At 59.7% G+C, this 24,100-nt stretch carries 24 protein-coding genes; 14 read left to right on the forward strand and 10 right to left on the reverse strand.

The annotated features are described in order from the left end of the window. The 3 genes from YA0848_RS28580 to YA0848_RS28590 all read right to left on the reverse strand — a co-directional run. Positions 1-387 (reverse strand): sodium:solute symporter family transporter (locus YA0848_RS28580; protein WP_442967231.1); only part of this gene is annotated, 387 nt, incomplete at its 3' end. Further along, positions 384-695, reverse strand: coding sequence for a DUF485 domain-containing protein (locus tag YA0848_RS28585; protein ID WP_034096660.1), 312 nt, complete (start codon positions 693-695; stop codon positions 384-386). The genes YA0848_RS28585 and YA0848_RS28580, both read right to left, overlap by 4 nt. A gap of 230 nt (positions 696-925) precedes the next feature. Then, a complete protein-coding gene (locus YA0848_RS28590; RefSeq protein ID WP_034096659.1) occupies positions 926-1,777 on the reverse strand; it encodes a glycine betaine ABC transporter substrate-binding protein in 852 nt (283 codons plus the stop codon). 331 nt (positions 1,778-2,108) lie between these two features. On the opposite strand from YA0848_RS28590, the gene YA0848_RS28595 reads away from it, so the two are divergent. Further along, positions 2,109-3,662 (forward strand): glycoside hydrolase family 17 protein, encoded by a 1,554-nt coding sequence (locus YA0848_RS28595; RefSeq protein ID WP_169868334.1) that lies wholly within the window; start codon positions 2,109-2,111, stop codon positions 3,660-3,662. Positions 3,663-3,767: 105 nt separating this feature from the next. On the opposite strand, the gene YA0848_RS28600 is transcribed toward YA0848_RS28595, so the two are convergent. Further along, entirely contained in the window at positions 3,768-4,136 is a 369-nt protein-coding gene (locus tag YA0848_RS28600; protein WP_169903255.1) for a hypothetical protein, read from the reverse strand. A 236-nt stretch (positions 4,137-4,372) separates the two neighbouring features. Between YA0848_RS28600 and YA0848_RS28605 the strand changes: the two genes are divergently transcribed. The 3 genes from YA0848_RS28605 (at position 4,373) to YA0848_RS28615 (ending at position 7,111) form a co-directional block, all read left to right on the forward strand. Further along, positions 4,373-5,671 carry a serine/threonine protein kinase gene (locus YA0848_RS28605; RefSeq protein ID WP_034096656.1) on the forward strand — a complete coding sequence of 433 codons (1,299 nt, stop codon included), beginning with the start codon at positions 4,373-4,375 and terminating at the stop codon, positions 5,669-5,671. Continuing rightward, positions 5,664-6,452, forward strand: a complete 789-nt coding sequence (locus tag YA0848_RS28610) for an MlaA family lipoprotein (protein WP_034096655.1) — start codon at positions 5,664-5,666, stop codon at positions 6,450-6,452. Before YA0848_RS28605 ends, YA0848_RS28610 begins: the two co-directional genes overlap by 8 nt. Positions 6,453-6,640: 188 nt before the next feature. Continuing rightward, complete coding sequence (locus YA0848_RS28615) at positions 6,641-7,111, forward strand: hypothetical protein (RefSeq protein ID WP_052229543.1); 471 nt, start codon at positions 6,641-6,643, stop codon at positions 7,109-7,111. A gap of 36 nt (positions 7,112-7,147) precedes the next feature. Here the strand turns inward: YA0848_RS28615 and YA0848_RS28620 are convergent, their stop codons facing one another. Then, entirely contained in the window at positions 7,148-8,062 is a 915-nt protein-coding gene (locus YA0848_RS28620) for a DUF808 domain-containing protein (protein WP_034112708.1), read from the reverse strand. 135 nt (positions 8,063-8,197) lie between these two features. On the opposite strand from YA0848_RS28620, the gene YA0848_RS28625 reads away from it, so the two are divergent. Then, entirely contained in the window at positions 8,198-8,803 is a 606-nt protein-coding gene (locus tag YA0848_RS28625; protein ID WP_040266283.1) for a TetR/AcrR family transcriptional regulator, read from the forward strand. 65 nt (positions 8,804-8,868) lie between these two features. Here the strand turns inward: YA0848_RS28625 and YA0848_RS28630 are convergent, their stop codons facing one another. Next, complete coding sequence (locus tag YA0848_RS28630; protein WP_034096652.1) at positions 8,869-9,309, reverse strand: GlcG/HbpS family heme-binding protein; 441 nt, start codon at positions 9,307-9,309, stop codon at positions 8,869-8,871. A gap of 256 nt (positions 9,310-9,565) precedes the next feature. Between YA0848_RS28630 and gcl the strand changes: the two genes are divergently transcribed. The 9 genes from gcl (at position 9,566) to YA0848_RS28675 (ending at position 20,456) form a co-directional block, all read left to right on the forward strand. Beyond that, positions 9,566-11,341 (forward strand): glyoxylate carboligase, encoded by a 1,776-nt coding sequence (gcl, locus tag YA0848_RS28635; RefSeq protein WP_034096651.1) that lies wholly within the window; start codon positions 9,566-9,568, stop codon positions 11,339-11,341. A gap of 10 nt (positions 11,342-11,351) precedes the next feature. Further along, a complete protein-coding gene (hyi, locus tag YA0848_RS28640; protein ID WP_047882246.1) occupies positions 11,352-12,146 on the forward strand; it encodes a hydroxypyruvate isomerase in 795 nt (264 codons plus the stop codon). Positions 12,147-12,227: 81 nt separating this feature from the next. Then, complete coding sequence (locus YA0848_RS28645) at positions 12,228-13,118, forward strand: 2-hydroxy-3-oxopropionate reductase (protein WP_034096649.1); 891 nt, start codon at positions 12,228-12,230, stop codon at positions 13,116-13,118. A gap of 212 nt (positions 13,119-13,330) precedes the next feature. Beyond that, on the forward strand, positions 13,331-14,611 hold the full coding sequence (locus tag YA0848_RS28650) for a glycerate kinase type-2 family protein (protein WP_099313114.1): 1,281 nt from the start codon (positions 13,331-13,333) through the stop codon (positions 14,609-14,611). Next, complete coding sequence (gene pyk, locus YA0848_RS28655; RefSeq protein WP_184316110.1) at positions 14,601-16,016, forward strand: pyruvate kinase; 1,416 nt, start codon at positions 14,601-14,603, stop codon at positions 16,014-16,016. Before YA0848_RS28650 ends, pyk begins: the two co-directional genes overlap by 11 nt. Positions 16,017-16,154: 138 nt before the next feature. After that, entirely contained in the window at positions 16,155-17,030 is an 876-nt protein-coding gene (locus YA0848_RS28660; protein WP_169868339.1) for an urea transporter, read from the forward strand. A 31-nt stretch (positions 17,031-17,061) separates the two neighbouring features. Beyond that, positions 17,062-17,886 carry an ion transporter gene (locus YA0848_RS28665; protein ID WP_034096645.1) on the forward strand — a complete coding sequence of 275 codons (825 nt, stop codon included), beginning with the start codon at positions 17,062-17,064 and terminating at the stop codon, positions 17,884-17,886. Positions 17,887-17,982: 96 nt separating this feature from the next. Next, positions 17,983-18,987, forward strand: a complete 1,005-nt coding sequence (locus tag YA0848_RS28670) for a sulfate ABC transporter substrate-binding protein (protein WP_034096644.1) — start codon at positions 17,983-17,985, stop codon at positions 18,985-18,987. 269 nt (positions 18,988-19,256) lie between these two features. After that, complete coding sequence (locus YA0848_RS28675; protein ID WP_169903257.1) at positions 19,257-20,456, forward strand: MFS transporter; 1,200 nt, start codon at positions 19,257-19,259, stop codon at positions 20,454-20,456. Between the two features lie 153 nt (positions 20,457-20,609). Here YA0848_RS28675 and phnN read toward each other — a convergent pair whose 3' ends face one another. The 4 genes from phnN to YA0848_RS28695 all read right to left on the reverse strand — a co-directional run. Next, positions 20,610-21,182 (reverse strand): phosphonate metabolism protein/1,5-bisphosphokinase (PRPP-forming) PhnN, encoded by a 573-nt coding sequence (gene phnN / locus YA0848_RS28680; RefSeq protein ID WP_169903258.1) that lies wholly within the window; start codon positions 21,180-21,182, stop codon positions 20,610-20,612. Between the two features lie 105 nt (positions 21,183-21,287). Next, positions 21,288-22,538, reverse strand: a complete 1,251-nt coding sequence (locus tag YA0848_RS28685; RefSeq protein ID WP_099313110.1) for an ATP-grasp domain-containing protein — start codon at positions 22,536-22,538, stop codon at positions 21,288-21,290. Further along, on the reverse strand, positions 22,535-23,446 hold the full coding sequence (locus YA0848_RS28690; protein ID WP_034112689.1) for a DMT family transporter: 912 nt from the start codon (positions 23,444-23,446) through the stop codon (positions 22,535-22,537). Before YA0848_RS28690 ends, YA0848_RS28685 begins: the two co-directional genes overlap by 4 nt. Before the next feature lie 20 nt (positions 23,447-23,466). Then, the coding region (locus tag YA0848_RS28695; protein ID WP_232925204.1) for a phosphoribosyltransferase family protein at positions 23,467-24,100 on the reverse strand (634 nt) is incomplete at its 5' end.

Raw genomic sequence — 24,100 nt, forward strand, 5'->3', positions numbered from 1 at the left:
GTTACGCAGGCGCTCGGCGATCAGGAACAGAATGATCGGCCAGCCCACCAGAAAGCCGATCGAGTAGATCAGCCCGTCGTAGCCGGACGTAAACACCAGCGCGGAAATCCCCAGGAACGAGGCCGCCGACATATAGTCGCCAGCAATTGCCAGACCGTTCTGGAAACCGGTGATCTTGCCGCCCGCCGCGTAGTAGTCGGCCGCCGATTTATTGCGCTTGGAGGCCCAGTAAGTGATGCAAAGGGTTGCACCGACGAAGACGACAAACATCACGATGGCCGAGACGTTCAGCGGTTGCTTGTGCACTTCACCGGTCAATGCGTCGGCCGCCCACAGGGCGGGAGCAAAAAGCGAAGCGCCGAATACTGCCAGTAGACGACGGATCATTGCGCAGCCTCCTTGAGAATCGCATTGTTCAAATCGTCAAATTCGCCATTGGCCCGACGCACATAAATGCCGGTCAAGACGAACGCGGAGACGATCAACCCGACGCCCAGGGGGATGCCCCAGGTAATCGACGAACCAGGGCTGAGCTTGGCCCCCAGCACTTGTGGCCCGTAGGCGATCAATAGGATGAAACCGGAGTAGAGCCCTAGCATGATGGCCGAGAGAATCCAGGCAAACCGCTCCCTTTTTCTCACCAGCTCCTTGAAGCGCGGGCTGTTTTGAATCGATAGGTAAATGCTGTCGTTCATTGTTTTTATCCTCGCAGCACAGCTTTTTTATTATTGGAACGTAGCCACTGTATGCGGCTGTGGCACAGGTTCCAGACGACCTTAGTAGTAGATCGAGTGTAGCGAGGGATTGACGACGCGAATGAAGATTTGCAGGAAACAGAAATTAATGTGGGAGGGGGCTTGNNAACTGACACTCCGCTATCGGGGGCAAGCCCCCTCCCACAGGGGTTGTAACAGGATCTCGGGGGTTATTTACCGGTCCACTCGGCTACGCGCTCAGGGTGTTTGGCAACCCAATCCTTGGCTGCGGCGTCAGGCTTGGCGCCCTCTTGGATAGCGAGCATGACTTCGCCGATTTCGTCCTTGGAGGCCCACTGGAATTTTTTCAGGAAGGCCGCAACTTCCGGCGCCTTGGCTTCCAGGCCTTTGCTGCCGATGCTGTTGACGGTCTCAGCAGCGCCATAAACGCCTTTTGGATCTTCGAGGAAGCGCAGTTTCCACTTGGCGAACATCCAGTGCGGCACCCAACCGGTGACGGCGATGGATTCCTGTTTGTCTTCGGCACGGGTCAGCTCGGCAATCATCGCCGCACCCGAGCTGGCTTGCAGCTTGTAATCGAGGCCGTACTGCTTGATGGCTTCGTCGGTCTTGAGCATTACGCCCGAACCGGCGTCGATACCGACGATTTTGTTCTTGAAGGTGGTGTCAGTCTTGAGGTCTTCGATGGACTTGGCCTTGACGTACTCCGGCACGATCAAGCCAATCTTGGCATCCTTGAAGTTAGGACCGTAGTCGACAACCTTGTCTTTGTTCTTGGCCCAGTATTCACCGTGAGTCACGGGCAACCACGCCGAGAGCATGGCATCGAGCTTGCCGGTTGCTACGCCCTGCCACATGATCCCGGTGGCAACCGCCTGCAGTTTCACGTCATACCCGAGCTTTTCCTTGATCACCTCGGCCGCCACATGGGTGGTGGCTACGCTGTCGGACCAACCGTCCACGTAACCGATGCTCAGGGTTTTGCTGTCGGCGCTGGCCAGTGTAGAGCTCATCGCAACTACCAAAGTGGCAGCTGCGCCCAAGAGTCGTCGCATCTTCATCGTACTTCCCCGAAAGTGCTGCGCTCGGCGGATGCCGAGCGACGTCAACCTGTTGTTGTGTAGTGCACCGCGCCCCTTTCACGCGCATCGATCCAGCGGCTGCGACATCAGTGGAGTGCTGACCCTTGGATCATCGGCCTGCGCCGGCCTTCGACCTGCTCTGTCAGCGACCTCTTACAAGCAGGAAACGACATCACATAGCCAGCAGGGCGCTTAGCTGAACGAGCGTTCAAAAACCCGCCCGAACTTTGCATGTCAAAATCGTGCAACCACCCTTGAGCCACACAATTGCGGGTAAGATGCGCGCCTTTGCTTTCCAGATAAGCCGACCATGACCGCGACTGCCCGCTTCCCTGCCCTGCCCTATGTATTCGCCCTGATCCTTGGCCTGCTGGCCCTTGTCGGCTACTGGTACGGCCTCGGCCGACCGGTGGTGCTGCCGGACGTCGCCAGCGCCAGCCACAAGCTGCAATGTGCGTCCTACACGCCTTTCGACAAAGACCAATCCCCCTTCGACCAGCCGTTCACGCTGCGCCCGGCGCGCATGGACGCCGACCTGGCCTTGCTGGCTACCCGCTTCGAATGCATCCGCACCTACTCCATGACCGGCCTGGAAGGCTTGCCGGCCCTTGCGCGCAAGCACGGTTTGAAGCTGATGATCGGCGCGTGGGTCAGCGCCGACCCGGTAGCCACCGAAAAGGAAGTCGATCTGTTGATCGCCGCGGCCAACGCCAACCCGGATGTGGTCAGCGCTGTGATCGTCGGCAACGAGGCGCTGCTGCGCAAGGAAGTCACCGCCGGGCAACTGGTGAAGCTGATCCAGAAAGTCAAAAGCCAGATCCAGCAACCGGTCACCTACGCCGACGTCTGGGAATTCTGGCTGCAACACCCGGAAATCGCCCCAGCGGTGGATTTTCTGACCATTCACCTGCTGCCCTACTGGGAAGACGATCCGTCCGGCATCGACCAGGCGCTCAAACATGTGGGCGATGTACGACAGACCTTCGGCAACAAGTTCGCGCCCAAAGACGTGCTGATCGGCGAAACCGGCTGGCCCAGCGAAGGCCGCCAGCGCGAGACGGCGGTGCCGAGCCGGGTCAACGAAGCCAAGTTCATGCGCGGCTTCGTCGCAATGGCCGAGGCCAACGGCTGGCACTACAACCTGATTGAAGCCTTTGACCAGCCGTGGAAGCGCGCCAGCGAAGGCGCCGTGGGTGGTTATTGGGGCCTGTTTGATGCCGATCGTCAGGACAAAGGCATCCTCGCCGGCCCAGTGAGCAATGTGCCGTACTGGCCGTTGTGGCTGGGCGTCGGCGGCGTGATCCTGCTGGGCACGTTGGTGCTCGGCGGTCGCGTTCGCAGCCCCCGTGCCGCGCTGGCCCTGCCTTTACTGGGCGCTATCGCGGCATGCTCGATCGGCACCTGGGCCGAGCTGACCCGCCTGACTGCGCGCTTCAACGATGAGTGGGTGTGGGCTGGGCTGCTGCTGGCACTGAACCTGCTGGTGTTGGCCCATGCCGCGCTGGCCCTGAGCGCTCGCGAAGGGTGGCGCGGGCGCATGTTCAATTGGTTGGAACAACGCGCGGGCTGGTTGGTGGCATTCGCCGGCTTCGCGGGCGCGGTCATGATGCTGGCGCTGGTGTTCGATCCGCGCTATCGCAGTTTCCCCAGCGCCGCACTGGTATTGCCGGCGCTGGTGTACCTGGCACGCCCGGTAACCGGCCCACGGCGGGAGATTGCGCTGCTGACCTTCATCATCGGCGCCGGCATTGCGCCGCAGCTATTCCGTGAAGGCTTGCTGAACCAACAGGCGTGGGGTTGGGCAGTGGTCAGCGGGTTGATGGTGGTCGCGTTGTGGCGGTGCTTGCGGGTGCGCAGGGCTTAATACTGCCATCGGGGGCGAGCCCCCTCCCACACTTGATTGGGTTTACACATTTCCAATTGTGAATACCGGCGAATGTGGGAGAGGGCTTGCCCCCGATTGACCCGATCAAACGCCCCGAGGCTGTCTGACCAACCGCAACCCCGCAATCACCACCGCAAACACCGCAAAGGTTGTGTTGTACAACGCCAGCGCCGGCAGCCCGAACACCAGCCCCGCTACCGCGAGGCCCCACCCAGTGCGGCCCGCTACAAAAAATGCGAGCACCGAGGTCACCAGCGCCGCCCAGCCCAGCACTTTGAAATGGATGATCAAGCCCAGGTTCGAGCGCAGCTGGCATTCCCAGCGACTGGCCTCGTCGACGCAAATGCCGACCCACCGGCCGTCCTCCATAAAGCCATAACGCACGGCATAGCTGGCAGCCAGCCAAAGTGGCAAGGCAATAAGCAGCAGAATCAATGGCAAACGACGGGACATGGAGCACTCCGAAAGGCAAAAACGGCGCTCAGCTTAATGCGCCAACGGCCGTTAGCAAGGTGCATACACACAATTAGTGTTCAGCAGGGGCTGGCAAAGTGTATCGTCTGGCTACTATTACCCCGAATCCGACGGTTTTTTACGACTTTTCGCACCGAGTGCTGGCACTTCGGTGGTACGGCGGTGGTCATAGCCTGCGAACTTCATTCAGCACGTTTCCTCTTAGGGATTAAGTCATGCTCCGTTCCTTGCGCTGTGCTGCCTTACTGGGCAGCCTTTTTTTGAGTGCGTCAGCACTGGCCGTCGATATCGACCAAGCCAGCTATGGCTACCCTTTGACCAACCCGTTCGAAGCGACCATCGCCACGACCCCGCCAGACCTTCGGCCTAAGCTGCCGACCGACGACGAAATCAACCAGTCCGACTACACCCTGAATATGCGCCCGGAGCGCGAGTTCAGCCTGCCGGACAATTTCTGGGCGGTGAAGAAACTCACGTACCGTATCGCCAAGCAAGACCGCGCCGCGCCGTTGATCTTCCTGATCGCCGGCACCGGCGCGCGCTATGACAGCAGCCTCAACGAGTACCTAAAAAAGCTGTACTACCAGGCCGGCTACCATGTGGTGCAACTGTCGTCGCCCACCAGCTTCGACTTCATCGCCTCGGCATCGCGCTTCGCCACCCCCGGCATCAGCCAGGAAGACGCCGAGGACATGTACCGCGTAATGCAAGCCGTACGCGCCCAGAACGCCTCGTTGCCGGTCACCGACTTCTACCTCACCGGCTACAGCCTCGGCGCTCTGGATGCGGCGTTCGTGAGCAAACTGGACGAGACCCGTCGCAGCTTCAATTTCAAGAAAGTGCTGCTGCTCAACCCGCCGGTGAACCTCTACACCTCGATCACCAACCTCGACAAATTGGTCCAGACCGAGGTCAAGGGCATCAACAACACCACCACCTTCTATGAACTGGTGTTGAACAAGTTGACCCGCTACTTCCAGCAAAAGGGCTATATCGACCTCAATGACGCCCTGCTCTACGACTTCCAGCAGTCCAAGCAGCACCTGACCAACGAACAGATGGCCATGCTGATCGGCACCTCGTTCCGCTTCTCGGCGGCCGATATCGCCTTCACTTCGGACCTGATCAACCGTCGCGGCCTGATCATCCCGCCGAAATACCCGATCACCGAAGGCACCAGCCTGACGCCGTTCCTCAAGCGCGCGCTGCAATGCGACTTCGATTGCTACCTCACCGAACAAGTAATTCCAATGTGGCGCGCCCGCTCCGACGGCGGCAGCCTGTTGCAACTGGTCGACCAGGTCAGCCTGTACGCGCTCAAGGACTACCTGCACGCCAGCCCGAAAATCGCCGTCATGCACAACGCCGACGACGTGATCCTGGGCCCGGGCGACCTGGGCTTCCTGCGTAAAACCTTCGGCGATCGCTTGACCGTCTACCCCCTGGGCGGCCACTGCGGCAACCTCAATTACCGCGTCAACGCCGACGCCATGCTGGAGTTCTTCCGTGGCTAAATATCTTCTGCTGCTCGCTGCCCTGATGTGCGCGGGCGTGGCCAATGCCGACAACAGCAAGGCTCACGAGCCGACGCAGCTGGGTGATGACGGCTTCAAGCAACCGCTGACCAAGCTTAAATTCAACCCCGGCCTGGACCAGCGCGAGTTCGAGCGCTCCTCGCTCACCGCCCTCAATGTGTATGACCCGCTGGAGTCATGGAACCGTCGCGTGTACCACTTCAACTACCGTTTCGACCAATGGGTGTTCCTGCCCGTGGTCAACGGTTACACCTACGTGACCCCCAGTTTCCTGCGCACCGGCGTGAGTAATTTCTTCAACAACTTGGGCGACGTACCCAACCTGTTGAACAGCCTGCTGCAACTCAAGGGCCACCGTTCCCTGGAAACCACCGGGCGTCTGCTGCTCAACACCACCGTCGGCATCGCTGGGCTGTGGGACCCGGCTACCGCCATGGGCCTGCCGCGCCAGAGCGAAGACTTCGGCCAGACCCTGGGTTTCTATGGCGTGCCTGGCGGCGCATACGTGGTACTGCCGATCTTCGGCCCGTCGAACCTGCGCGACACCGCTGGCTTGCTGGTGGATTACACCGCCGAGTCGCAGATCAACTTCCTCAACGTCTCCGAAGTCAGCTCCAACCACCCGGAAATCTGGGCCCTGCGCGCGGTGGACAAGCGCTACCAGACCAGCTTCCGCTACGGTCAGATGAATTCGCCGTTTGAGTATGAAAAGGTGCGCTACATCTACACCGAATCGCGCAAGTTGCAGATTGCCGAGTAAGTGACGCGCACAAAAAGGCCATTCGATTGAATGGCCTTTTTTTGTGTCCGACCGTGGCTGAAATGACATGGTTTGGAACCTTTCTTACCGATTCGCCACGCAAAGTCCGGTATCACGACCAGACAGGCCTGACAACTATCCGGCCGAGGCTCTATTACCAACCTTGAACTTTGCAGTGGACATTCCCTATGACGTTATCCGTTAACGCCCTCAACACCTTCGCGCCAACCCCCTCCTTCGCACCGGCAACCGCCCCTGAGCCAGCAGCCCACATTGACGTGGGCACCCCACGAGGGGCTTATGGCCGGCCAGCCGGCGATAACCGCAGCGCGCAAGAGATTTTCAAAGACAACCCGATTCTGAAAGATGTGCTCAAACGAGACGGATCTTTCTCAAGCGATTTTCTCAACCAGCTCAAGCAACAGACTGGCGATTGGAGCTCCGCCAACACCAACCCCGAATCACGCGCGAATGCCGCCTATAACCTGGCCGAAGTGGTTAACTACGTCGACGGCCGCGAAGGACTCAAACGGCAGGACGCTTCGCAACAGCACGATCAACACCTGCAGGGGTTTGGCCAATTCGGCAGTGTTTCGGCAGGTTCCGAAGCGCAGCTATTCAAGGCATTCAGCGTAAAGGGTTACGCAGCGTTGAAATAACCTGACTCTGCAGCAAGCGTGTGGTGGGCGCTGAACTCATGCCTTCACGACTCGCCACAGCTTGCTTGCGGTCGACACCAGCGCCAGCACAATCGCCCCGGCAATAATCCCCGCCACCGCATTAAGCAGAGTCGGCATCAACCACGCCACGGCGCCCGTGCTCTGGCTGACCGTCTCGATCCAGTGATGCACCACCGGCACGCCATGGGTCAGGATGCCGCCGCCCACCATGAACATCGCCGCCGTGCCGATCACCGACAGGCTCTTCATCATGTACGGCGCCGCGCGCAGGATGGCGCCACCGACGCTGCGGGCCATCTGGCCGGGTTTCTGGCTCAGCCAAAGGCCCAGGTCGTCCAGCTTGACGATGCCCGCCACCAGCCCATAGACGCCGATGGTCATGACAATCGCAATGCCCGACAGCACGACCACCTGCTGCATCAATGGCGCAGCGGCCACGGTGCCCAGGGTGATCGCAATGATCTCGGCCGAAAGAATGAAGTCGGTACGCACCGCGCCTTTGATCTTGTCCTTTTCAAAGGCCACCAGGTCGGTGGCCGGGTCTGCAACGGCCTTCGTCAGTTGTTCGTGCTCGGCCTGGTCTTCGGCCTTGCTGTGCAGAAATTTATGCGCCAGTTTCTCGAAGCCCTCGAAACACAGAAAAGCACCGCCCAGCATCAACAAAGGGGTGACCGCCCAGGGGACGAAGGCGCTGATCAACAGCGCGGTGGGCACCAGGATCAATTTGTTGATAAACGAGCCCTTGGCCACCGCCCACACCACCGGTATTTCCCGCTCGGCGCGCACACCGGACACCTGCTGGGCATTGAGCGCCAGATCGTCGCCGAGCACGCCGGCGGTTTTCTTCGCGGCCATCTTTGTCATCAGAGCGACATCGTCGAGTACCGTGGCGATATCGTCGATCAACACCAGCAAACTGCTTCCTGCCATGAAACGCACTTCCGTAAGAGAAAAGATGACGCGAGCATAGCGCGGCGCAGGGCATTGCGGACACATTGTTGAGGCTCGCGGATAGCCGGTGCTACCATGCCCGACCGCCTGCACTGGCAAGGAAAACCCTGGTTTATGAGCACCATTCGCGAGCGCAACAAAGAAAAAATCCTGCGGGCGGCCAGCGAGGAGTTTGCCGACAAGGGCTTCGCCGCGACCAAAACCAGCGACATCGCCGCCAAGGCCGGGCTGCCCAAGCCCAACGTCTACTACTACTTCAAATCCAAGGACAACCTCTACCGCGAGGTGCTCGAAAGCATTATCGAGCCGATCCTGGCTGCGTCCACGCCGTTCAACCCTGAGGGTGAGCCGGCGGTGGTGCTGAGCAATTACATCCGCTCGAAAATACGCATCTCCCGCGACCTGCCCTTCGCCTCCAAGGTGTTCGCCAGTGAAATCATGCACGGCGCCCCGCACCTGAGCGCCGAACAGGTCGAGCAGCTCAACGCCCAGGCCAAGCACAATATCGACTGCATCCAGAGCTGGGTGGATCGCGGATTGATCGCGGCAATCGACCCCAACCACCTGATGTTCAGCATCTGGGCCGCGACGCAGACCTATGCCGATTTCGACTGGCAGATTTCCGCGGTGACCGGAAAAGCCAAGCTGGATGAGGCCGATTATGAAGCGGCGGCGCAGACCATTATCCGGTTGGTGCTCAAGGGCTGTGAGCCGGACTGATACACCGCAGAGCCGGTGCCCATCGGGGGCTTGCCCCCGATGAGGCCCTAAAAGTCACCCACTGTTCAAGCCGACACCCCCGCATCCGCCATTAACCCCACCCCCTCGATCGCCGTGATCGCACACTGCTCGTCAATATCCGACGTATCCCCACTAATCCCGATCGCTCCCAGCACCCCACCGTCCTGACCGCGAATCAACACGCCACCCGGCGCCGGCACCACGCTGCCCTGCCCCAGGCTGTTCAGCGCAGCGATAAACGCCGGACGTTGTTGCGCGTCCAGCGCCAGCAGGCGCGAACCCTTGCCCAGCGCAATCGCGCCCCAAGCCTTGCCGATGGCGATCTGCGGGCGCAGCAGGCTGGCGCCGTCTTCGCGTTGCAGGGTGATCAAATGGCCGCCGCTGTCGAGCACTGCGATGGTCAGGGGCGCGGCGCCAATCATACGGCCCGCTGTAAGGGCCTGGCTGGCGAGTTGAGTGGCGGTTTTCAAGGTTAAAGCGCTCATGGTGCCGTCCTTCTTTTGTTATTGGGAAAGCGATGGAGGTCTGATTGATCAGAAGCTCGATCGCACAAATAGAACACAATGACCTACTTTTTTGTATACAATATTTTCCAACATACCCACCACACGTCGAAAAAAGGCGTTCCGCCGAGCATGATCGGTCACGAATAAAATGCGTTGACCTGCACAGCTCGCCGTGAATACACTTTGGACAGACACCACTTGTATACAATTACAAAACGCAAGAGGCACCAAAATCATGAGCAAAATGAGAGCAATCGAAGCCGCCGTCCTGGTGATGCGCCGTGAAGGTGTGGACACTGCCTTCGGTATCCCCGGCGCCGCGATCAACCCGCTGTATTCGGCTTTGCAGAAAGTGGGCGGCATCGATCACGTCCTTGCTCGCCACGTTGAAGGCGCCTCGCACATGGCCGAGGGTTACACCCGCACCAAGGCCGGCAATATCGGTGTGTGCATCGGCACGTCGGGCCCGGCGGGCACCGACATGGTCACCGGCCTCTACAGCGCCTCGGCCGACTCGATCCCGATCCTGTGCATCACCGGCCAAGCGCCCCGTGCCCGCATGCACAAGGAAGATTTTCAGGCCGTGGACATCACCAGCATCGTCAAGCCGGTGACCAAATGGGCGACCACCGTGCTCGAACCCGGCCAGGTGCCCTACGCGTTCCAGAAAGCTTTTTATGAAATGCGCTCCGGCCGCCCCGGCCCAGTATTGATCGACCTGCCGTTCGACGTGCAAATGGCTGAGATCGAGTTCGACATTGACGCTTATCAGCCACTGCCGCTGGCCAAGCCGCTGGCCACTCGCGTACAGGTGGAGAAAGCCCTGGCCCTGCTCGACCAGGCGGAACGCCCGCTGTTAGTCAGCGGCGGCGGCGTGATCAACGCCGACGCCAGCGAGCTGCTGGTGGAGTTCGCCGAACTGACCGGCATTCCGGTGATCCCGACCCTGATGGGTTGGGGCACGATCCCCGACGATCACCCGCTGATGGTGGGCATGGTGGGTCTGCAAACCTCGCACCGTTACGGCAACGCGACCATGCTCAAGTCCGACGTGGTGCTGGGCATCGGTAACCGCTGGGCTAACCGCCACACAGGCTCGGTCGAGGTGTATACCGAAGGCCGTAAATTCATCCACGTGGACATCGAGCCGACGCAGATTGGCCGCGTTTTCACACCGGACCTGGGCATCGTGTCCGACGCCGGCTCTGCCCTGACGATGTTCATTGAAGTGGCCCGCGAATGGAAAGCCGCCGGCAAGCTCAAGGACCGCAGCGCCTGGCTGCATGATTGCCAGCAACGCAAGGCCACCCTGCAGCGCAAGACTCACTTCGATGCGGTGCCGGTCAAGCCGCAACGGGTGTACGAAGAGATGAACCAGGTGTTCGGCAAAGACACCTGCTACGTCAGCACCATCGGCCTGTCGCAGATTGCCGGCGCGCAGTTCCTGCACGTCTACAAGCCGCGCCATTGGATCAATTGCGGCCAGGCCGGCCCGCTGGGCTGGACGATTCCGGCTGCGCTGGGGGTGGTCAAGGCCGACCCGAGCCGCAAAGTAGTGGCGCTGTCCGGCGACTACGACTTCCAGTTCATGATCGAAGAACTGGCGGTGGGCGCGCAGTTCAAACTGCCGTACATCCATGTGGTGGTGAACAATTCCTACCTGGGTCTGATTCGCCAGGCCCAGCGTGGTTTTGAAATGGACTACTGCGTGCAGCTGTCTTTCGACAACCTCAACGCCCCGGAACTCAATGGCTATGGCGTGGACCACGTGGCCGTCGCCGAAGGCCTGGGTTGCAAGGCCCTGCGCGTGTTCGAACCCAGCCAGATCGCGCCGGCCTTGCGCCAGGCCGAGGCCATGATCGAAGAATTCAAGGTGCCGGTGATCGTTGAGATTATTCTGGAGCGGGTGACCAATATTTCCATGGGCACCGAGATCAACGCCGTCAACGAATTCGAAGACCTGGCCCTGGTCGGCAACGATGCGCCGACTGCCATTTCCCTGCTCGATTAAGGAGAACCCTATGCCGCGCTTTGCCGCCAACCTGTCCATGCTGTTCACCGAACAGGACTTTCTCGCTCGCTTCAAAGCGGCCGCCGATGCCGGCTTCCAGGGGGTGGAGTACCTGTTCCCTTACGAGTTCAGCTCTGCCGAGATCAAGGCGCAACTCGACGCCCATGGCCTTACTCAAGTGTTGTTCAACCTGCCGGCCGGTGACTGGGCCAACGGCGAGCGCGGCCTGGCGTGCCATCCGGACCGGGTCGAGGAATTCCGCGCCGGGGTCACGTTGGCCATCGCCTATGCCCAGGTGCTGGGCAATACGCAAATCAACTGCCTGGCCGGTATTCGCCCCGCCGGTGTCGACGACCAACAGCTGGAAGACACCTTCGTCGCCAACCTCAAGTACGCCGCCGACAAACTGAAAGCGGCGGGCATCAAACTGGTGATGGAAGCGATCAACACCCGCGACATCCCGGGCTTCTACCTGAACAACACCGCTCAGGCCCTAGCGATCCGCGAGCGGGTGGGCAGTGACAATCTGTTCCTGCAATACGACATCTACCACATGCAAATCATGGAAGGTGACCTGGCCCGCACCATGGCCGCGCACCTGGGTGAGATCAATCACATCCAACTGGCGGACAACCCTGGGCGCAACGAGCCGGGGACCGGGGAGATCAACTATCGCTTCCTGTTCGAGCACCTGGACCGGATCGGATACACGGGTTGGGTCGGTTGTGAATACAAGCCGTTGACCACCACCGAAGCGGGTCTTGGCTGGCTCAAAACCCTGTGGGCGGAGGCTTGCACCCGATAGCGGCAGCTCAGTCAACACTGTTTTGCCTGGCACACCGTCATCGGGGGCAAGCCCCCTCCCACATAACAAGAGGATTTCATCATGGCTAAAATCGGCTTTATCGGCACCGGCATCATGGGCCAACCCATGGCCGCCAACCTGCAAAAAGCAGGTCATCAACTGTTCCTCTCCGAGCACCACGGCAAGGCCCCGCAAGCACTGATCGACGCAGGCGCCGTGGCGCTGGCCAGCCCGCAGCAAGTGGCTCAGGAGGCCGAGTTCATCATTGTCATGGTGCCGGACACTCCGCAGGTCGAGGACGTGCTGTTCCGTACCGACGGCGTGGCCGCCGGGCTGTCGCCGAACAAGGTGGTGATCGACATGAGTTCGATCTCGCCCACCGCCACCAAGTCCTTTGCCGCCAAGATCAACGAGCACGGCGCGCAGTACCTCGATGCGCCGGTGTCCGGCGGTGAAGTCGGCGCCAAGGCCGGTACTTTGAGCATCATGATCGGTGGCGAGCCACAGACCTTTGAGCGCGCCCTGCCGCTGTTCCAAGCCATGGGCAAAAACATCACGTTGGTGGGCGGTAATGGCGATGGCCAGACCGCCAAGGTCGCCAATCAGATCATTGTGGCGCTGAACATCCAGGCGGTGGCCGAAGCGTTGCTGTTCGCCGCCAAAAACGGGGCCGACCCAGCCAAGGTGCGCGAAGCGCTGATGGGCGGTTTTGCCTCGTCGAAAATCCTCGAAGTACACGGCGAACGCATGATCAAGGGCACCTTCGATCCGGGCTTCCGCATCAACCTGCACCAGAAGGATTTGAACCTGGCCCTGGCCGGTGCCAAAGAACTGGGGATCAACCTGCCGAACACTGCCGGTACTCAGCAGGTGTTCAGCACCTGTAATGCGCTGGGGGGCGGGAATTGGGACCATTCGGCGCTGATCAAGGGCTTGGAGCATATGGCGAATTTCTCGATTCGCGATCAGTAATGCCTTGATCAAATGTGAGAGGGGGCTTGCTCCCGATAGCATGTCTTCTGTAGCTGATAGACCGCTATCGGGGGCAAGCCCCCTCCCACAGGTGGCTCCATTTCAAAGTAGGCCCCATTTCAAAGTAGGGCCTATTCCAAAGTAGGGCCTATTCCTAGGCCAAGGCTGAAATAGCTGCACGTCTAATAACAAAAATATCCGGGAGCCCGCTTATGTCGGTCGATCCGCAACACCTGCTTCGCGAGCTGTTTGCCACAGCCATCGACGCCGCCCACCCCCGGCAAGTCCTTGAACCCTATCTGCCCGCCGACCGTAGCGGCCGCGTGATCGTGATCGGTGCCGGCAAGGCGGCCGCCGCCATGGCGCTCGTGGTCGAAAACTGCTGGCAAGGCGAAGTCACCGGCCTGGTGGTCACCCGCTATGGCCACGGGGCTCCTTGCAAGAAAATCGAAGTGGTCGAAGCCGCGCACCCGGTGCCCGATGCCGCCGGCCTGGCGGTAGCCCAGCGCGTGCTGGCGTTGATCAGCAACCTCAGCGAAAACGATCGTGTGATCTTCCTGCTCTCCGGCGGCGGCTCAGCCTTGCTGGCTCTGCCCGCCGAAGGCATCAGCCTGGCCGACAAACAGGCCATCAACAAAGCCCTGCTCAAGTCCGGCGCGACCATCGGCGAGATGAACTGCGTGCGCAAGCACCTCTCGGCGATCAAGGGCGGGCGTCTGGCCAAGGCCGCGTGGCCGGCCACGGTGTACACCTACGCGATTTCCGATGTGCCGGGCGACCAGGCCACGGTGATCGCCTCCGGCCCCACCGTCGGCGACCCGAGCACGTCGCAACAGGCGCTGGCGATCCTCAAGCGCTACCGCATCGACGCGCCCGCCTCGGTGCGCAGCTGGTTGCAGAACCCGGCGTCGGAAACCGTCAAGCCCGGCGACCCGGTGCTTGCCCGCAGCCATTTCCAATTGATCGCCCGCCCGCAGCAATCCCTTGAAGCGGTGGCGGTGAAAGTGCGCCAGGCCGGTTTCAGCCCGCTGATCCTCGGCGATCTGGAAGGCGAAGCGCGGGACGTGGCCAAGGTGCATGCCGGTATCGCCCGGCAGATCGTGCAGCAAGGCCAGCCGCTGGCGGCGCCGTGCGTGATCCTGTCCGGCGGCGAAACCACAGTGACCGTACGCGGCGACGGCCGTGGCGGGCGCAACGCAGAGTTCCTGCTGAGCCTCACCGATAGCCTCAAGGGCCTGCCCGGCGTGTACGCGCTGGCCGGTGACACCGACGGCATCGACGGCTCCGAAGACAACGCCGGCGCGATCATGACCCCGTGCAGTTACGCGCGCGCCGAAGCCCTCGGCCTGTCGGCCAGCGACGAGTTGGATAACAACAACGGCTACGGCTATTTCGCCGCCCTCGACGGGTTGATCGTCACCGAGCCCACGCGCACCAACGTCAACGACTTCCGCGCCATCCTGATCCTTGAGACTGCCCACCATGACGCCTGACAAAAAGGTCAAAATCCTCGCCACCCTGGGCCCGGCCATCGACGGTATCGATGACATCCGCGAGCTGGTGGAGGCCGGAGTGAATATCTTCCGCCTCAACTTCAGCCACGGCGAGCATGCCGATCACGCCCAGCGCTACCAGTGGATCCGTCAGGTGGAGCGCCAGCTCAACTATCCGTTGGGCATCCTCATGGACCTGCAAGGGCCGAAGCTGCGGGTCGGGCGTTTTGCCGACGGCTGCGTGCAACTGGTGCGCGGCCAGGCGCTGCGCCTGGACTTGGATGAAACCCCGGGGAATGAGCGCCGGGTCAACCTGCCCCACCCGGAAATTATCGCGGCCCTGGAACCGGGCATGGACCTGCTGCTCGACGACGGCAAACTGCGCCTGCGGGTGGTCAGCAAACACAAGGATGCCATCGACACCACGGTGCTGAACGGCGGCGAATTGTCCGACCGCAAAGGTGTGAACGTCCCACAAGCGCTGTTGGAACTGAGCCCCCTCACCGCCAAGGATCGCCGCGACCTGAGCTTCGGCCTGGAGCTGGGTGTGGACTGGGTGGCGCTGTCGTTCGTGCAGCGCCCGGAAGATATCCGTGAGGCCCGCGAGCTGATCGGTGATCGGGCGTTCTTGATGGCCAAGATCGAGAAGCCCTCGGCCGTGCAGCACCTGCGGGAAATCGCCCATCTGAGCGATGCGATCATGGTGGCCCGGGGTGACTTGGGGGTGGAGGTGCCGGCCGAGAGCGTGCCGCAGATCCAGAAAACCATCATTCGCATCTGCCGCGAGTTGGGCAAACCGGTGGTGGTGGCCACGCAGATGCTCGAATCCATGCGTTTCTCCCCGGCGCCGACCCGCGCCGAAGTCACCGATGTGGCCAACGCCGTGGCCGAAGGCGCGGATGCGGTGATGCTGTCGGCGGAAACCGCGTCGGGCGACTACCCGTTGGAAGCCGTGCAGATGATGAGCAAGATCATCCGCCAAGTGGAAAACGGCCCGGACTACCAGACGCAACTGGAGGTCAACCGGCCCAAAGCGGAAGCCACGGTATCGGGCGCCATCAGCTGCGCGATCCGCCGCATCAGCAACATCCTGCCGGTGGCGGTGCTGGTGAACTACAGCGAGTCCGGCAGCTCCACCCTGCGCGCGGCGCGGGAACGACCGGTGGCGCCGATCCTCAACCTGACGCCGAACCTGTCCACCGCGCGGCGCTTGAGCGTGGCATGGGGCGTGCATTCGGTGGTCAACGATCGGCTGCGTCAGGTCGATGAGGTGTGTTCGACGGCGCTGGAGATTGCCCAGGCCCAGGGTATGGCAGAGCGTGGGGATACGTTGGTGATTACTGCCGGGGTGCCGTTCGGGCAGCCGGGGTCGACCAACTCGCTGCGCATAGAGGTGTTGATCTAGCGTCTGTAGCGGCCCCATCGGGGGCAAGCCCCCTCCCACATTGGACTGCATTCACAGCTATGACTTTGTGAACCCAATCAAGTGTGGGAGGAGGCTTGCCCCCAATGGGTTTCACCCCAGCCCAACTGAATACCCACCATGCACAACCCAACCTGCCCCGACTGGGCCGAAGCGTTGCTCAACGGCTTCAGCCAGATTTTCCTGCAACGCCATCCTCTGTGCGGCCTGCTCTGCCTGCTGGCGATCCTGATCAGTGCCCCGGCGTTGTTCGGCGGTGCGTTACTCGGTGGCGTCGCCGGTTTGCTCACGGCCCAGCGCCGCGGCTATCCCAAAGCCGAGCGCCAGGCCGGTTTGTATAGCTACAACGGCGTGCTGCTGGGGTTGTTGATCAGCCAGCACTTGCCGTGGTCGGCGTTGCTGCCGCCATTGATCCTGGCGAGCGGCGGCGTCAGCGCTATGCTCACGCGGCAATGGTTGAAACACGCCAGCCAAACCGATGACTTGCCGGCCTACACCGCGCCTTTTGTCGGTCTAGGTTGGCTGCTGCTGGGCCGCGCGACGCCCGGCGAGGCGGCCACGCTCAGCGCCGACGCCTTCGGCCTGTTCAGCGCGCCTTTCACCGGCCTGGCCCAGGTCATGTTGCTGGATCAGCCATTGGCCGGCGGCCTGATTGCATTGGGCCTGTGGCTGGCCAATCGGCGCGCCGTGTTGTGGGCGTTCATCGGTGCCGGCAGCGGCGCATTGTTCGCCCTGGGGTTGGGTGAAACCACACACGCCCTGCTCGGCCTGCACAGCTACAACCCAGCGCTGGCAGCCCTGGCGTTGAGCCAGATCAGTCGTCGGGCCTGGCTGCCCCTGGCCGGTATCCTGCTGGCGATCCTGCTGACGCCAGGCTTCGCCGCCCTGCACCTGCCGGTACTGACCGCGCCGTTTATCCTCGCGTGCTGGCTGGTGCTCGCCAGCCGCAGGATGCTTCGGAAACCGCGCATGGACAGCCCCTTCGAATCCCCCTAGGCTTGCTCGAAAATCGACTCGGGCAGGATTTATGGACAGCAACAACGATTGGCGTCAGCGTCTCTACGTCATGGTTTTCCAAAGCGACACCGTGGCGGGGCGGCGGTTTGACGGGATCTTGCTGCTGATCATTCTGGCCAGCCTGGTGATCGTGATGCTCGACAGCATCGACCAAGTGCACCAGAACTACGCCGACGTGCTGGCCTATATCGAATGGGGCTTCACCCTGATCTTCGCCATCGAGTACGGCTTGCGCCTGTACTGCTCGCCCAAGCCGTTGCGCTATGCGTTCAGCTTTTATGGGTTGGTGGATTTGCTGGCCATCGTGCCTGGCATCCTTGCTTTGTATTACAGCGATGCGCAGTACCTGCTGATCATCCGCATCATCCGTATGTTGCGGATATTCCGTGTGCTCAAGCTCAGTCCCTACCTCAAGCAAGCCAATTACCTGATGTCGGCGCTGCGCGGCAGCAAGCAGAAGATCGTGGTGTTCCTGGTCAGCGTGTGCACCCTGGTGACCGTGTTCGGCACCCTGATGTATGTGATCGAAGGCCCAGAACATGGGTTTACCAGCATTCCCAAGGGCATCTACTGGGCCATCGTGACCCTGACCACTGTCGGCTTTGGCGATATCGTGCCCAAGACCCCACTGGGTCAGGTGATTTCGTCGCTGGTGATGATCACCGGTTACTCAATCATCGCCGTGCCCACCGGGATTTTCACCGCCGAACTGGCCAGTGCCATGCGCGGCGAACAGCTGCAGACCGACTGCCCGGTGTGCCAGAAAAACACCCACGAACCCAATGCGGCATTCTGTTCGCGCTGTGGCAGCAATCTGTTTAAGAAAGTGGAATAAGTAAAGTTCTTTTTAATCTTTAAGCGACTATGCGGCCCCGGCTATAGTCGCTGGCATTGTGCCTGTCCCCTCTTCTCGAACAACAAGGAATGAGCAGTGAAAAAACTCCTTAGCGCCTCCCTCCTGGCCGCCGGAATTGCCCTGGCGAGTGCAGTGCAAGCCGCCCCCGTTACGCTGCTTAACGTGTCCTACGATGTGATGCGCGATTTCTACAAGGACTACAACGCGGCGTTCCAGAAACACTGGGACGCCGAGCACCCAGACGACAAGCTGACCTTGCAGATGTCCTTTGGCGGTTCAAGCAAACAGGCACGCTCGGTGATCGACGGCCTACCGGCTGACGTGATCACCATGAACATGGCCACCGACATCAATGCCCTGGCCGACAACGGCAAACTGGTGCCGGACAACTGGGTCACGCGCTTGCCGAACAACAGCGCGCCGTTCACCTCGGCCACGGTGTTTATCGTGCGCAAAGGCAACCCCAAAGCCCTGAAAGATTGGCCCGACCTGCTCAAGGACGGCGTGCAGGTGATCGTGCCCAACCCGAAAACCTCGGGCAACGGCCGCTACACCTACCTGTCGGCCTGGGGCTATGTACTCAAGAACGGCGGGAACGAAGAGAAAGCCAAGAGCTTTGTGGGCAAGCTGTTCAAACAAGCTCCCGTGCTGGACACCGGCGGCCGCGCCGCCACCACCACGTTCATGACCAACCAGATCGGCGATGTGCTGGTGACCTTTGAAAACGAAGCGGAAATGATCGCCCGCGAATTCGGCCGCGATCAGTTCGAAGTGATCTACCCAAGCGTATCCGCCGAAGCCGAGCCGCCGGTGTCGGTGGTGGACAAAGTGGTCGAGAAAAAAGGCACCCGCGCCGCCGCCGAGGACTATCTGAAGTACCTGTGGTCGCCGCAAGGCCAGGAAATCGCCGCGAACAACTACCTGCGCCCACGTGATCCGGCGGTGCTGGCCAAGTACACCGACCGCTTCCCCAAAGTCGATTTCCTGTCGGTGGAAAAAACCTTCGGTGACTGGCGCACGGTACAGAAAACCCACTTCAATGACGGCGGCATTTTTGACCAGATCTACTCCGGTCAATAACTAAACAAACGCACTAAAACTGTGGGAGGGGGCTTGCTGTGGTGAGCGGGCTTGCCCCCATCACCATAGCAAACCCACTCCCGCAGAGTTATTTCAGCCTTTGAGACTTGTGTAGCCCCCTACCACATTGGTTTTGCGCGCGGGGCTGGGTAGATGTTTCTGAATGTATCATCAGCCGACATAAGTACTATCATTCCAAGCGGCCTACTCGTCGCTGAGCCTTGCATTTACCCTCGGAGGCCATCTTCCTTCGCTTTTATGAGAACACCATGAACGCTACCCCACACCCAACGAGCACCATGACCCGAGGCATGGTGATGCTGTTTGCGTTTTGCTGCGGCGCCATCGTCGCCAATATCTACTATGCGCAGCCGATCATCGAACTGATCGCGCCGGATATTGGCCTTACCCCCGCCATGGCCAGCCTGATTGTGTCCCTTACGCAAATCGGCTACGCCTTGGGCCTGTTCTTTTTGGTGCCCCTGGGAGACTTGCTGGAAAACCGCAAATTGATGATCGCCACCACTGTGGTGGCCATTGCCAGCCTGCTGGGCGCGGCGGTTACCGAGCAACCGAACCTGTTCTTGCTGGTGTCGCTGTTGATCGGCTTCAGCTCGGTGTCGGTGCAGATCCTGATTCCCCTGGCCGCGCACCTGGCGCCCGCTGAATCCCGTGGTCGGGTGGTCGGCAGCATCATGGGCGGGCTGCTGTTGGGCATTTTGTTGGCGCGGCCGGTGTCCAGTGTGGTCGCCGATCACTTTGGCTGGCGCGCAATGTTTATGGCCGCAGCGGCGTTGATGGTGTTTATCAGCGTGGTGCTGATTCTGACCATCCCCAAACGCCAACCCGATCACAGCGCCAGCTATGGCCAACTGCTGCGCTCGCTGGGCACCTTGTTGCGTGAACAACCGCTGTTGCGCCAACGCGCCTTTTACCAGGGTTGCCTGTTCGCCACCTTCAGTTTGTTCTGGACCGCGGCCCCGCTGGAGTTGGTGCGCAACCATGGCTTGAGCCAGACCCAGATCGCGATTTTCGCGCTGGTCGGCGCCATCGGCGCCATCGCCGCGCCCATCGCCGGGCGCCTGGCCGATGCCGGTCACACCCATCGCGCATCGTTGCTGGCAATGCTGTTCGCAGCGCTGAGCTTCCTGCCGGCCTTGGTGCATCCGCTGTACAGCGTGATCGGCCTGGCGGTCACCGGTGTGGTTTTGGACTTCTGCGTGCAGATGAACATGGTCCTCGGCCAGCGGGCCATTTACGCGCTGGACGCCAACAGCCGCAGCCGCCTGAACGCGCTGTATATGACCAGCATCTTTATCGGCGGCGCCTTCGGCTCGGCGATTGCCAGCAGCGTGTACGAACACGGCGGGTGGCTGGCGGTGATGCTGGTGGGCAGCGCGTTTCCACTGGTGGCGCTGCTTCGGTTTCTCAGTGCGTCACGTCAGGCCCCGGCACGGGCTGCGGCCTGACGCGCAGCGGCTGACCCAGATTAAGATGCGCTGGCCAAGGGCGCCCGATGACTGAAGAAAGCTTTGCATCCATTGCACCAACAGCCCTTGAACTACGCCCGTTGCCCATTAGCCGGGATACATCCGCTCAAACTACCGATGCCCTGCCGGCGTTCATGCACAGGCTGAATGCCCTTGCTCCAGGCAACACAGCAAACGCTCCACGGTATGTTGCAGCGGGCCGGAGTTATCCAGCAGCAAAAGCCCCGCGCCGTCACCGGCCAGCATCTGCGCCGTGAACCGGGCATTACGCGCCAGGCGCTTTTCAATATCCGCCAGTGTTTCCCGCCCCCGCGCCACCAGACGTTCGCGTAACACCGCCTGATCCACGGTCAGCAATAACACCAGCAACGTTGGATAGCGCTCGCGGGTCAGCGCCAGGTGCGCGCGCGAACCATTGACCAGCACGTCCTCGCCCGCCGCCAGCCAGTCGTCGATCACCTTTGGAATGCCATAACACAATCCATTGGCCTGCCAGCTCAGCGCAAACGCCCCTTGCGCCTCCATTACGGCGAACTGTTCGGGGCTCACACCCTGCGCCGCCTCGCCCACCGCTTCCGCCGAGCGGGTAATCACGCGACGCACAATGCGGCAACCGCGCTCGGCCAGACGCGCACGCGCGGCCTCCAACAGGCTGTCCTTGCCCGAACCCGATGGGCCGATGAGATAGATCAACCTGCCTGCCATTGAAACAGCCTCTGCGTATATCTCCAGCCGTATTGAGCGGCTGGCAGCACCTGGGAAATTGTCGCGGGACAGTATAGAGGGTGCACAGAGACTCAAAGCAACGTATCAGTGTGAGGTGAGGTAGATACCTTGGGCCTCAAGCAATCGGATCCGCTGATAATCCGCAGCGATCACTGCTGGATCAGCATGTACCAGGTACACCGTACCTGGCTGGCTGAATACATCTTGCGTCGCGCTCAGGGGTTGTCCCTCCTCAACGTAGAACACCGCCTCAAAGAATGACGCCAGCTTGAGCAGTTCCTCCACAAACCGCGCCTTGTGGAAGTAGCCTTCAGTGCGATTGATCAGGCACACATTGTAAGTACGCTGCAGGCGCTGATAATCGAAGTCCCTGGCCAGCAACTGCGCGAATGCCTCGGGTTCGGTGATGGACAACACCACCGCCTCGATCTGCCCCAGCCCGGTGGTCTGACGGGATACGCCAGGACGAAGAATGCCATCGGTACGCGCGGCGATTTCCACCAGTTTCGGCCCTTCGTCGGTGAACATGACTTCCGCGTGGCTAGGGCCGTTGCGGATGCCAAGGCACTGCACCACGGCGCGGGTGTATTCCACCAACGGCAAGTAGAGTGGCGAGTCTGGCCCGATCAGTTCATCGATGTCATAAAGAATGCCGCCTCTCGGAGCGCGCTGTTTTTGATAGCGCACCACCTCGGTGACCAGTTGCTGGCCATCGACGGAAACCATGTTCACCACATACTCCAGGCCGGCCAGATACTCCTGAATCAACACCTGCGTATTGCGGCCGTTCAACCGGTTCACCGTGCCCAGCAGCGTTTGCACCGCCGCCTCGCAGGCCGGCAAATCCTCGCAGATAAACACCCCATCTGCCCCCGCGCTGTCGAGCGGCTTGACCACCACAGGAAAACGCCCGTGGGCGTTGATCCAAGCATGTGCAAGGGCCCAACTGCCGGCCACGCACTGTCGTGCTACGGGCAGTTGCGCCTGGGCGACCGTTTCGATCATGGCGAACTTGTTTCGACGGGCATGGGTGTTGTCGAAGTCATTGCGATACGGTAACTGAAGGCGCTCGTTCAACTGATCGGCGAGCAGCACACCGGTTTCGGCACCGGCGATGATGAACTGGGGCGCGAAATGCTCAACGCTGGCGAGCGTTACCTCAATATGGGTATTTGTGATCGTTTGGTCATACAGTGTTGGATCAAAACCTCTGTAATAATAACTGTCCAGACTGCCCGAGGAGGCCACGTGCATCAACACACACCCTTCCTCTTTCAATCGCTTCACGACAAATTTCCCGGATGAGAACCCATCAACGACGGCGATTCTGATCATAGTCTCTCTCTCCTCAATTCATATAAGGTCCGCCCCAAAAGCAAAAAAACGATGATACTTACGGCCAAGACACTGGCAACGGAAAACTCTATACGAGCATCAAAGTACTGAAGCAAAAGAACAAATACCGGGAGAGTCAATAGCACAAGCGACACATGGATGGGGGTGAGATAATAGATAGTTTTCTGGATCAGGTATATCGGTAGTAAATGACCCACCCCCACTAGAATTATCATGGGAATTAAAAGTTCTCTATCCAATGTAATACTCCCCCCTATTATTGAAACAACGAGAACGCAAAAACCAACCATCGCGATATTCCTAACGGCAAGAATTTCAAAAATAGACCAGTGCCGAGCAAACATTTGCTTTGAAAAAACTGTGTATATGACCGTTCCGAGCGCGCACAGCACCACACTGGCTATGCCCAACAACCGTTGCGCCGATGTTGTCGTAGCGATTCCACTATTCCCGGAAAAGGAATTGAAAAGCATGATTCCGACCGAAATTAGCACCAGGCAGGACACAAGTGCATCTGCGAAAGCAACCCTAGCGCTGCGCCTGTCAAAGAAAGAGATAAGTAAAGTTAGCGCTGGGCCGCAGGCTACAGCTGCCACTCCCACCACTGCTGGCTCAAGATACCGCAGGGCATAAAACAAACCACCCCAATTGAACAGCACAGCAAGATTAATAACAACGACCATTCCCCACTGCTCGCGCACTTTCGTAAAAAATGATCTCGAGTTACTCCAAAGCGCGCATACAACAAAAAAAGCTGTCGATACAATAAAACAATAAAAAACGACTAAAATCGTACTAACAGCTTGTGTCACAAAAGCAACATACACATCGAACGCCGCACTAATCAGACAAAATAAAAGCCCAAATAAAAAACCTTTACCCAGCATAATTTACACCACCAAGCAATTTAAAAATCCTCCCTAATTATACTCACACCCTTCTCATGAACGGATATCTTCATAAGCGTCTTTACAGAGACGCCCGTACTTCTATGAACATTATCAAAGCCATGATTCCCAACTTTTTCAACAGCACATAGAGCATCAACCAGCTCCGCCCCGCAGGCCCTTACAGCCTCTACTAATGCAATTACAGCCCCACCAGTACTTAATGTATCGTCAATAATAGCTACCCTATCGCCCGCTTTGATTCCATTGAGATACATCTTTCCTTGAAAGTACTCAGAGCTAATATCAACCACTTGCTCATTAGCATCTCCAAGATTATACGAATACCACCTTGCCATAGCCAACGGAATGCCTGTCAACAAGGAGATAGCAGTAGCCAATGCAGCACCTTTATCTTCCTCCGTTACAATTTTTGTGACACTTAAATCCATTAGCTTTATAATTCCATGAGCCACTTCCATTAGAACCGCAGGCCGTAGCGCAGGTATTTGATCAGTAAACTCATTCACTGTCGTTAAAGATTTTCCAGAGCTCACAACTTTTGCATTTCTATAAACCTCTTCGAGCAACATCATTGCACCTCGCTGTATTCCGGATAGTTCCCATCCCATCGACTTTTGTATTTCCAAGAGC

The organism is Pseudomonas sp. S4_EA_1b, from assembly GCF_016307435.1.
Lineage (GTDB): Bacteria > Pseudomonadota > Gammaproteobacteria > Pseudomonadales > Pseudomonadaceae > Aquipseudomonas > Aquipseudomonas rhodesiae.

Excerpts from the sequence above, each read along its gene's own strand:
- YA0848_RS28585 (WP_034096660.1), bottom strand. The coding sequence starts at position 695 with ATGAACGACAGCATTTACCTATCGATTCAAAACAGCCCGCGCTTCAAG.
- YA0848_RS28590 (WP_034096659.1), bottom strand. The coding sequence starts at position 1,777 with ATGAAGATGCGACGACTCTTGGGCGCAGCTGCCACTTTGGTAGTTGCG.
- YA0848_RS28595 (WP_169868334.1), top strand. The coding sequence starts at position 2,109 with ATGACCGCGACTGCCCGCTTCCCTGCCCTGCCCTATGTATTCGCCCTG.
- YA0848_RS28600 (WP_169903255.1), bottom strand. The coding sequence starts at position 4,136 with ATGTCCCGTCGTTTGCCATTGATTCTGCTGCTTATTGCCTTGCCACTT.
- YA0848_RS28605 (WP_034096656.1), top strand. The coding sequence starts at position 4,373 with ATGCTCCGTTCCTTGCGCTGTGCTGCCTTACTGGGCAGCCTTTTTTTG.
- YA0848_RS28615 (WP_052229543.1), top strand. The coding sequence starts at position 6,641 with ATGACGTTATCCGTTAACGCCCTCAACACCTTCGCGCCAACCCCCTCC.
- YA0848_RS28620 (WP_034112708.1), bottom strand. The coding sequence starts at position 8,062 with ATGGCAGGAAGCAGTTTGCTGGTGTTGATCGACGATATCGCCACGGTA.
- YA0848_RS28625 (WP_040266283.1), top strand. The coding sequence starts at position 8,198 with ATGAGCACCATTCGCGAGCGCAACAAAGAAAAAATCCTGCGGGCGGCC.
- YA0848_RS28630 (WP_034096652.1), bottom strand. The coding sequence starts at position 9,309 with ATGAGCGCTTTAACCTTGAAAACCGCCACTCAACTCGCCAGCCAGGCC.
- gcl (WP_034096651.1), top strand. The coding sequence starts at position 9,566 with ATGAGCAAAATGAGAGCAATCGAAGCCGCCGTCCTGGTGATGCGCCGT.
- hyi (WP_047882246.1), top strand. The coding sequence starts at position 11,352 with ATGCCGCGCTTTGCCGCCAACCTGTCCATGCTGTTCACCGAACAGGAC.
- YA0848_RS28645 (WP_034096649.1), top strand. The coding sequence starts at position 12,228 with ATGGCTAAAATCGGCTTTATCGGCACCGGCATCATGGGCCAACCCATG.
- YA0848_RS28650 (WP_099313114.1), top strand. The coding sequence starts at position 13,331 with ATGTCGGTCGATCCGCAACACCTGCTTCGCGAGCTGTTTGCCACAGCC.
- pyk (WP_184316110.1), top strand. The coding sequence starts at position 14,601 with ATGACGCCTGACAAAAAGGTCAAAATCCTCGCCACCCTGGGCCCGGCC.
- YA0848_RS28660 (WP_169868339.1), top strand. The coding sequence starts at position 16,155 with ATGCACAACCCAACCTGCCCCGACTGGGCCGAAGCGTTGCTCAACGGC.
- YA0848_RS28665 (WP_034096645.1), top strand. The coding sequence starts at position 17,062 with ATGGACAGCAACAACGATTGGCGTCAGCGTCTCTACGTCATGGTTTTC.
- YA0848_RS28675 (WP_169903257.1), top strand. The coding sequence starts at position 19,257 with ATGAACGCTACCCCACACCCAACGAGCACCATGACCCGAGGCATGGTG.
- phnN (WP_169903258.1), bottom strand. The coding sequence starts at position 21,182 with ATGGCAGGCAGGTTGATCTATCTCATCGGCCCATCGGGTTCGGGCAAG.
- YA0848_RS28685 (WP_099313110.1), bottom strand. The coding sequence starts at position 22,538 with ATGATCAGAATCGCCGTCGTTGATGGGTTCTCATCCGGGAAATTTGTC.
- YA0848_RS28690 (WP_034112689.1), bottom strand. The coding sequence starts at position 23,446 with ATGCTGGGTAAAGGTTTTTTATTTGGGCTTTTATTTTGTCTGATTAGT.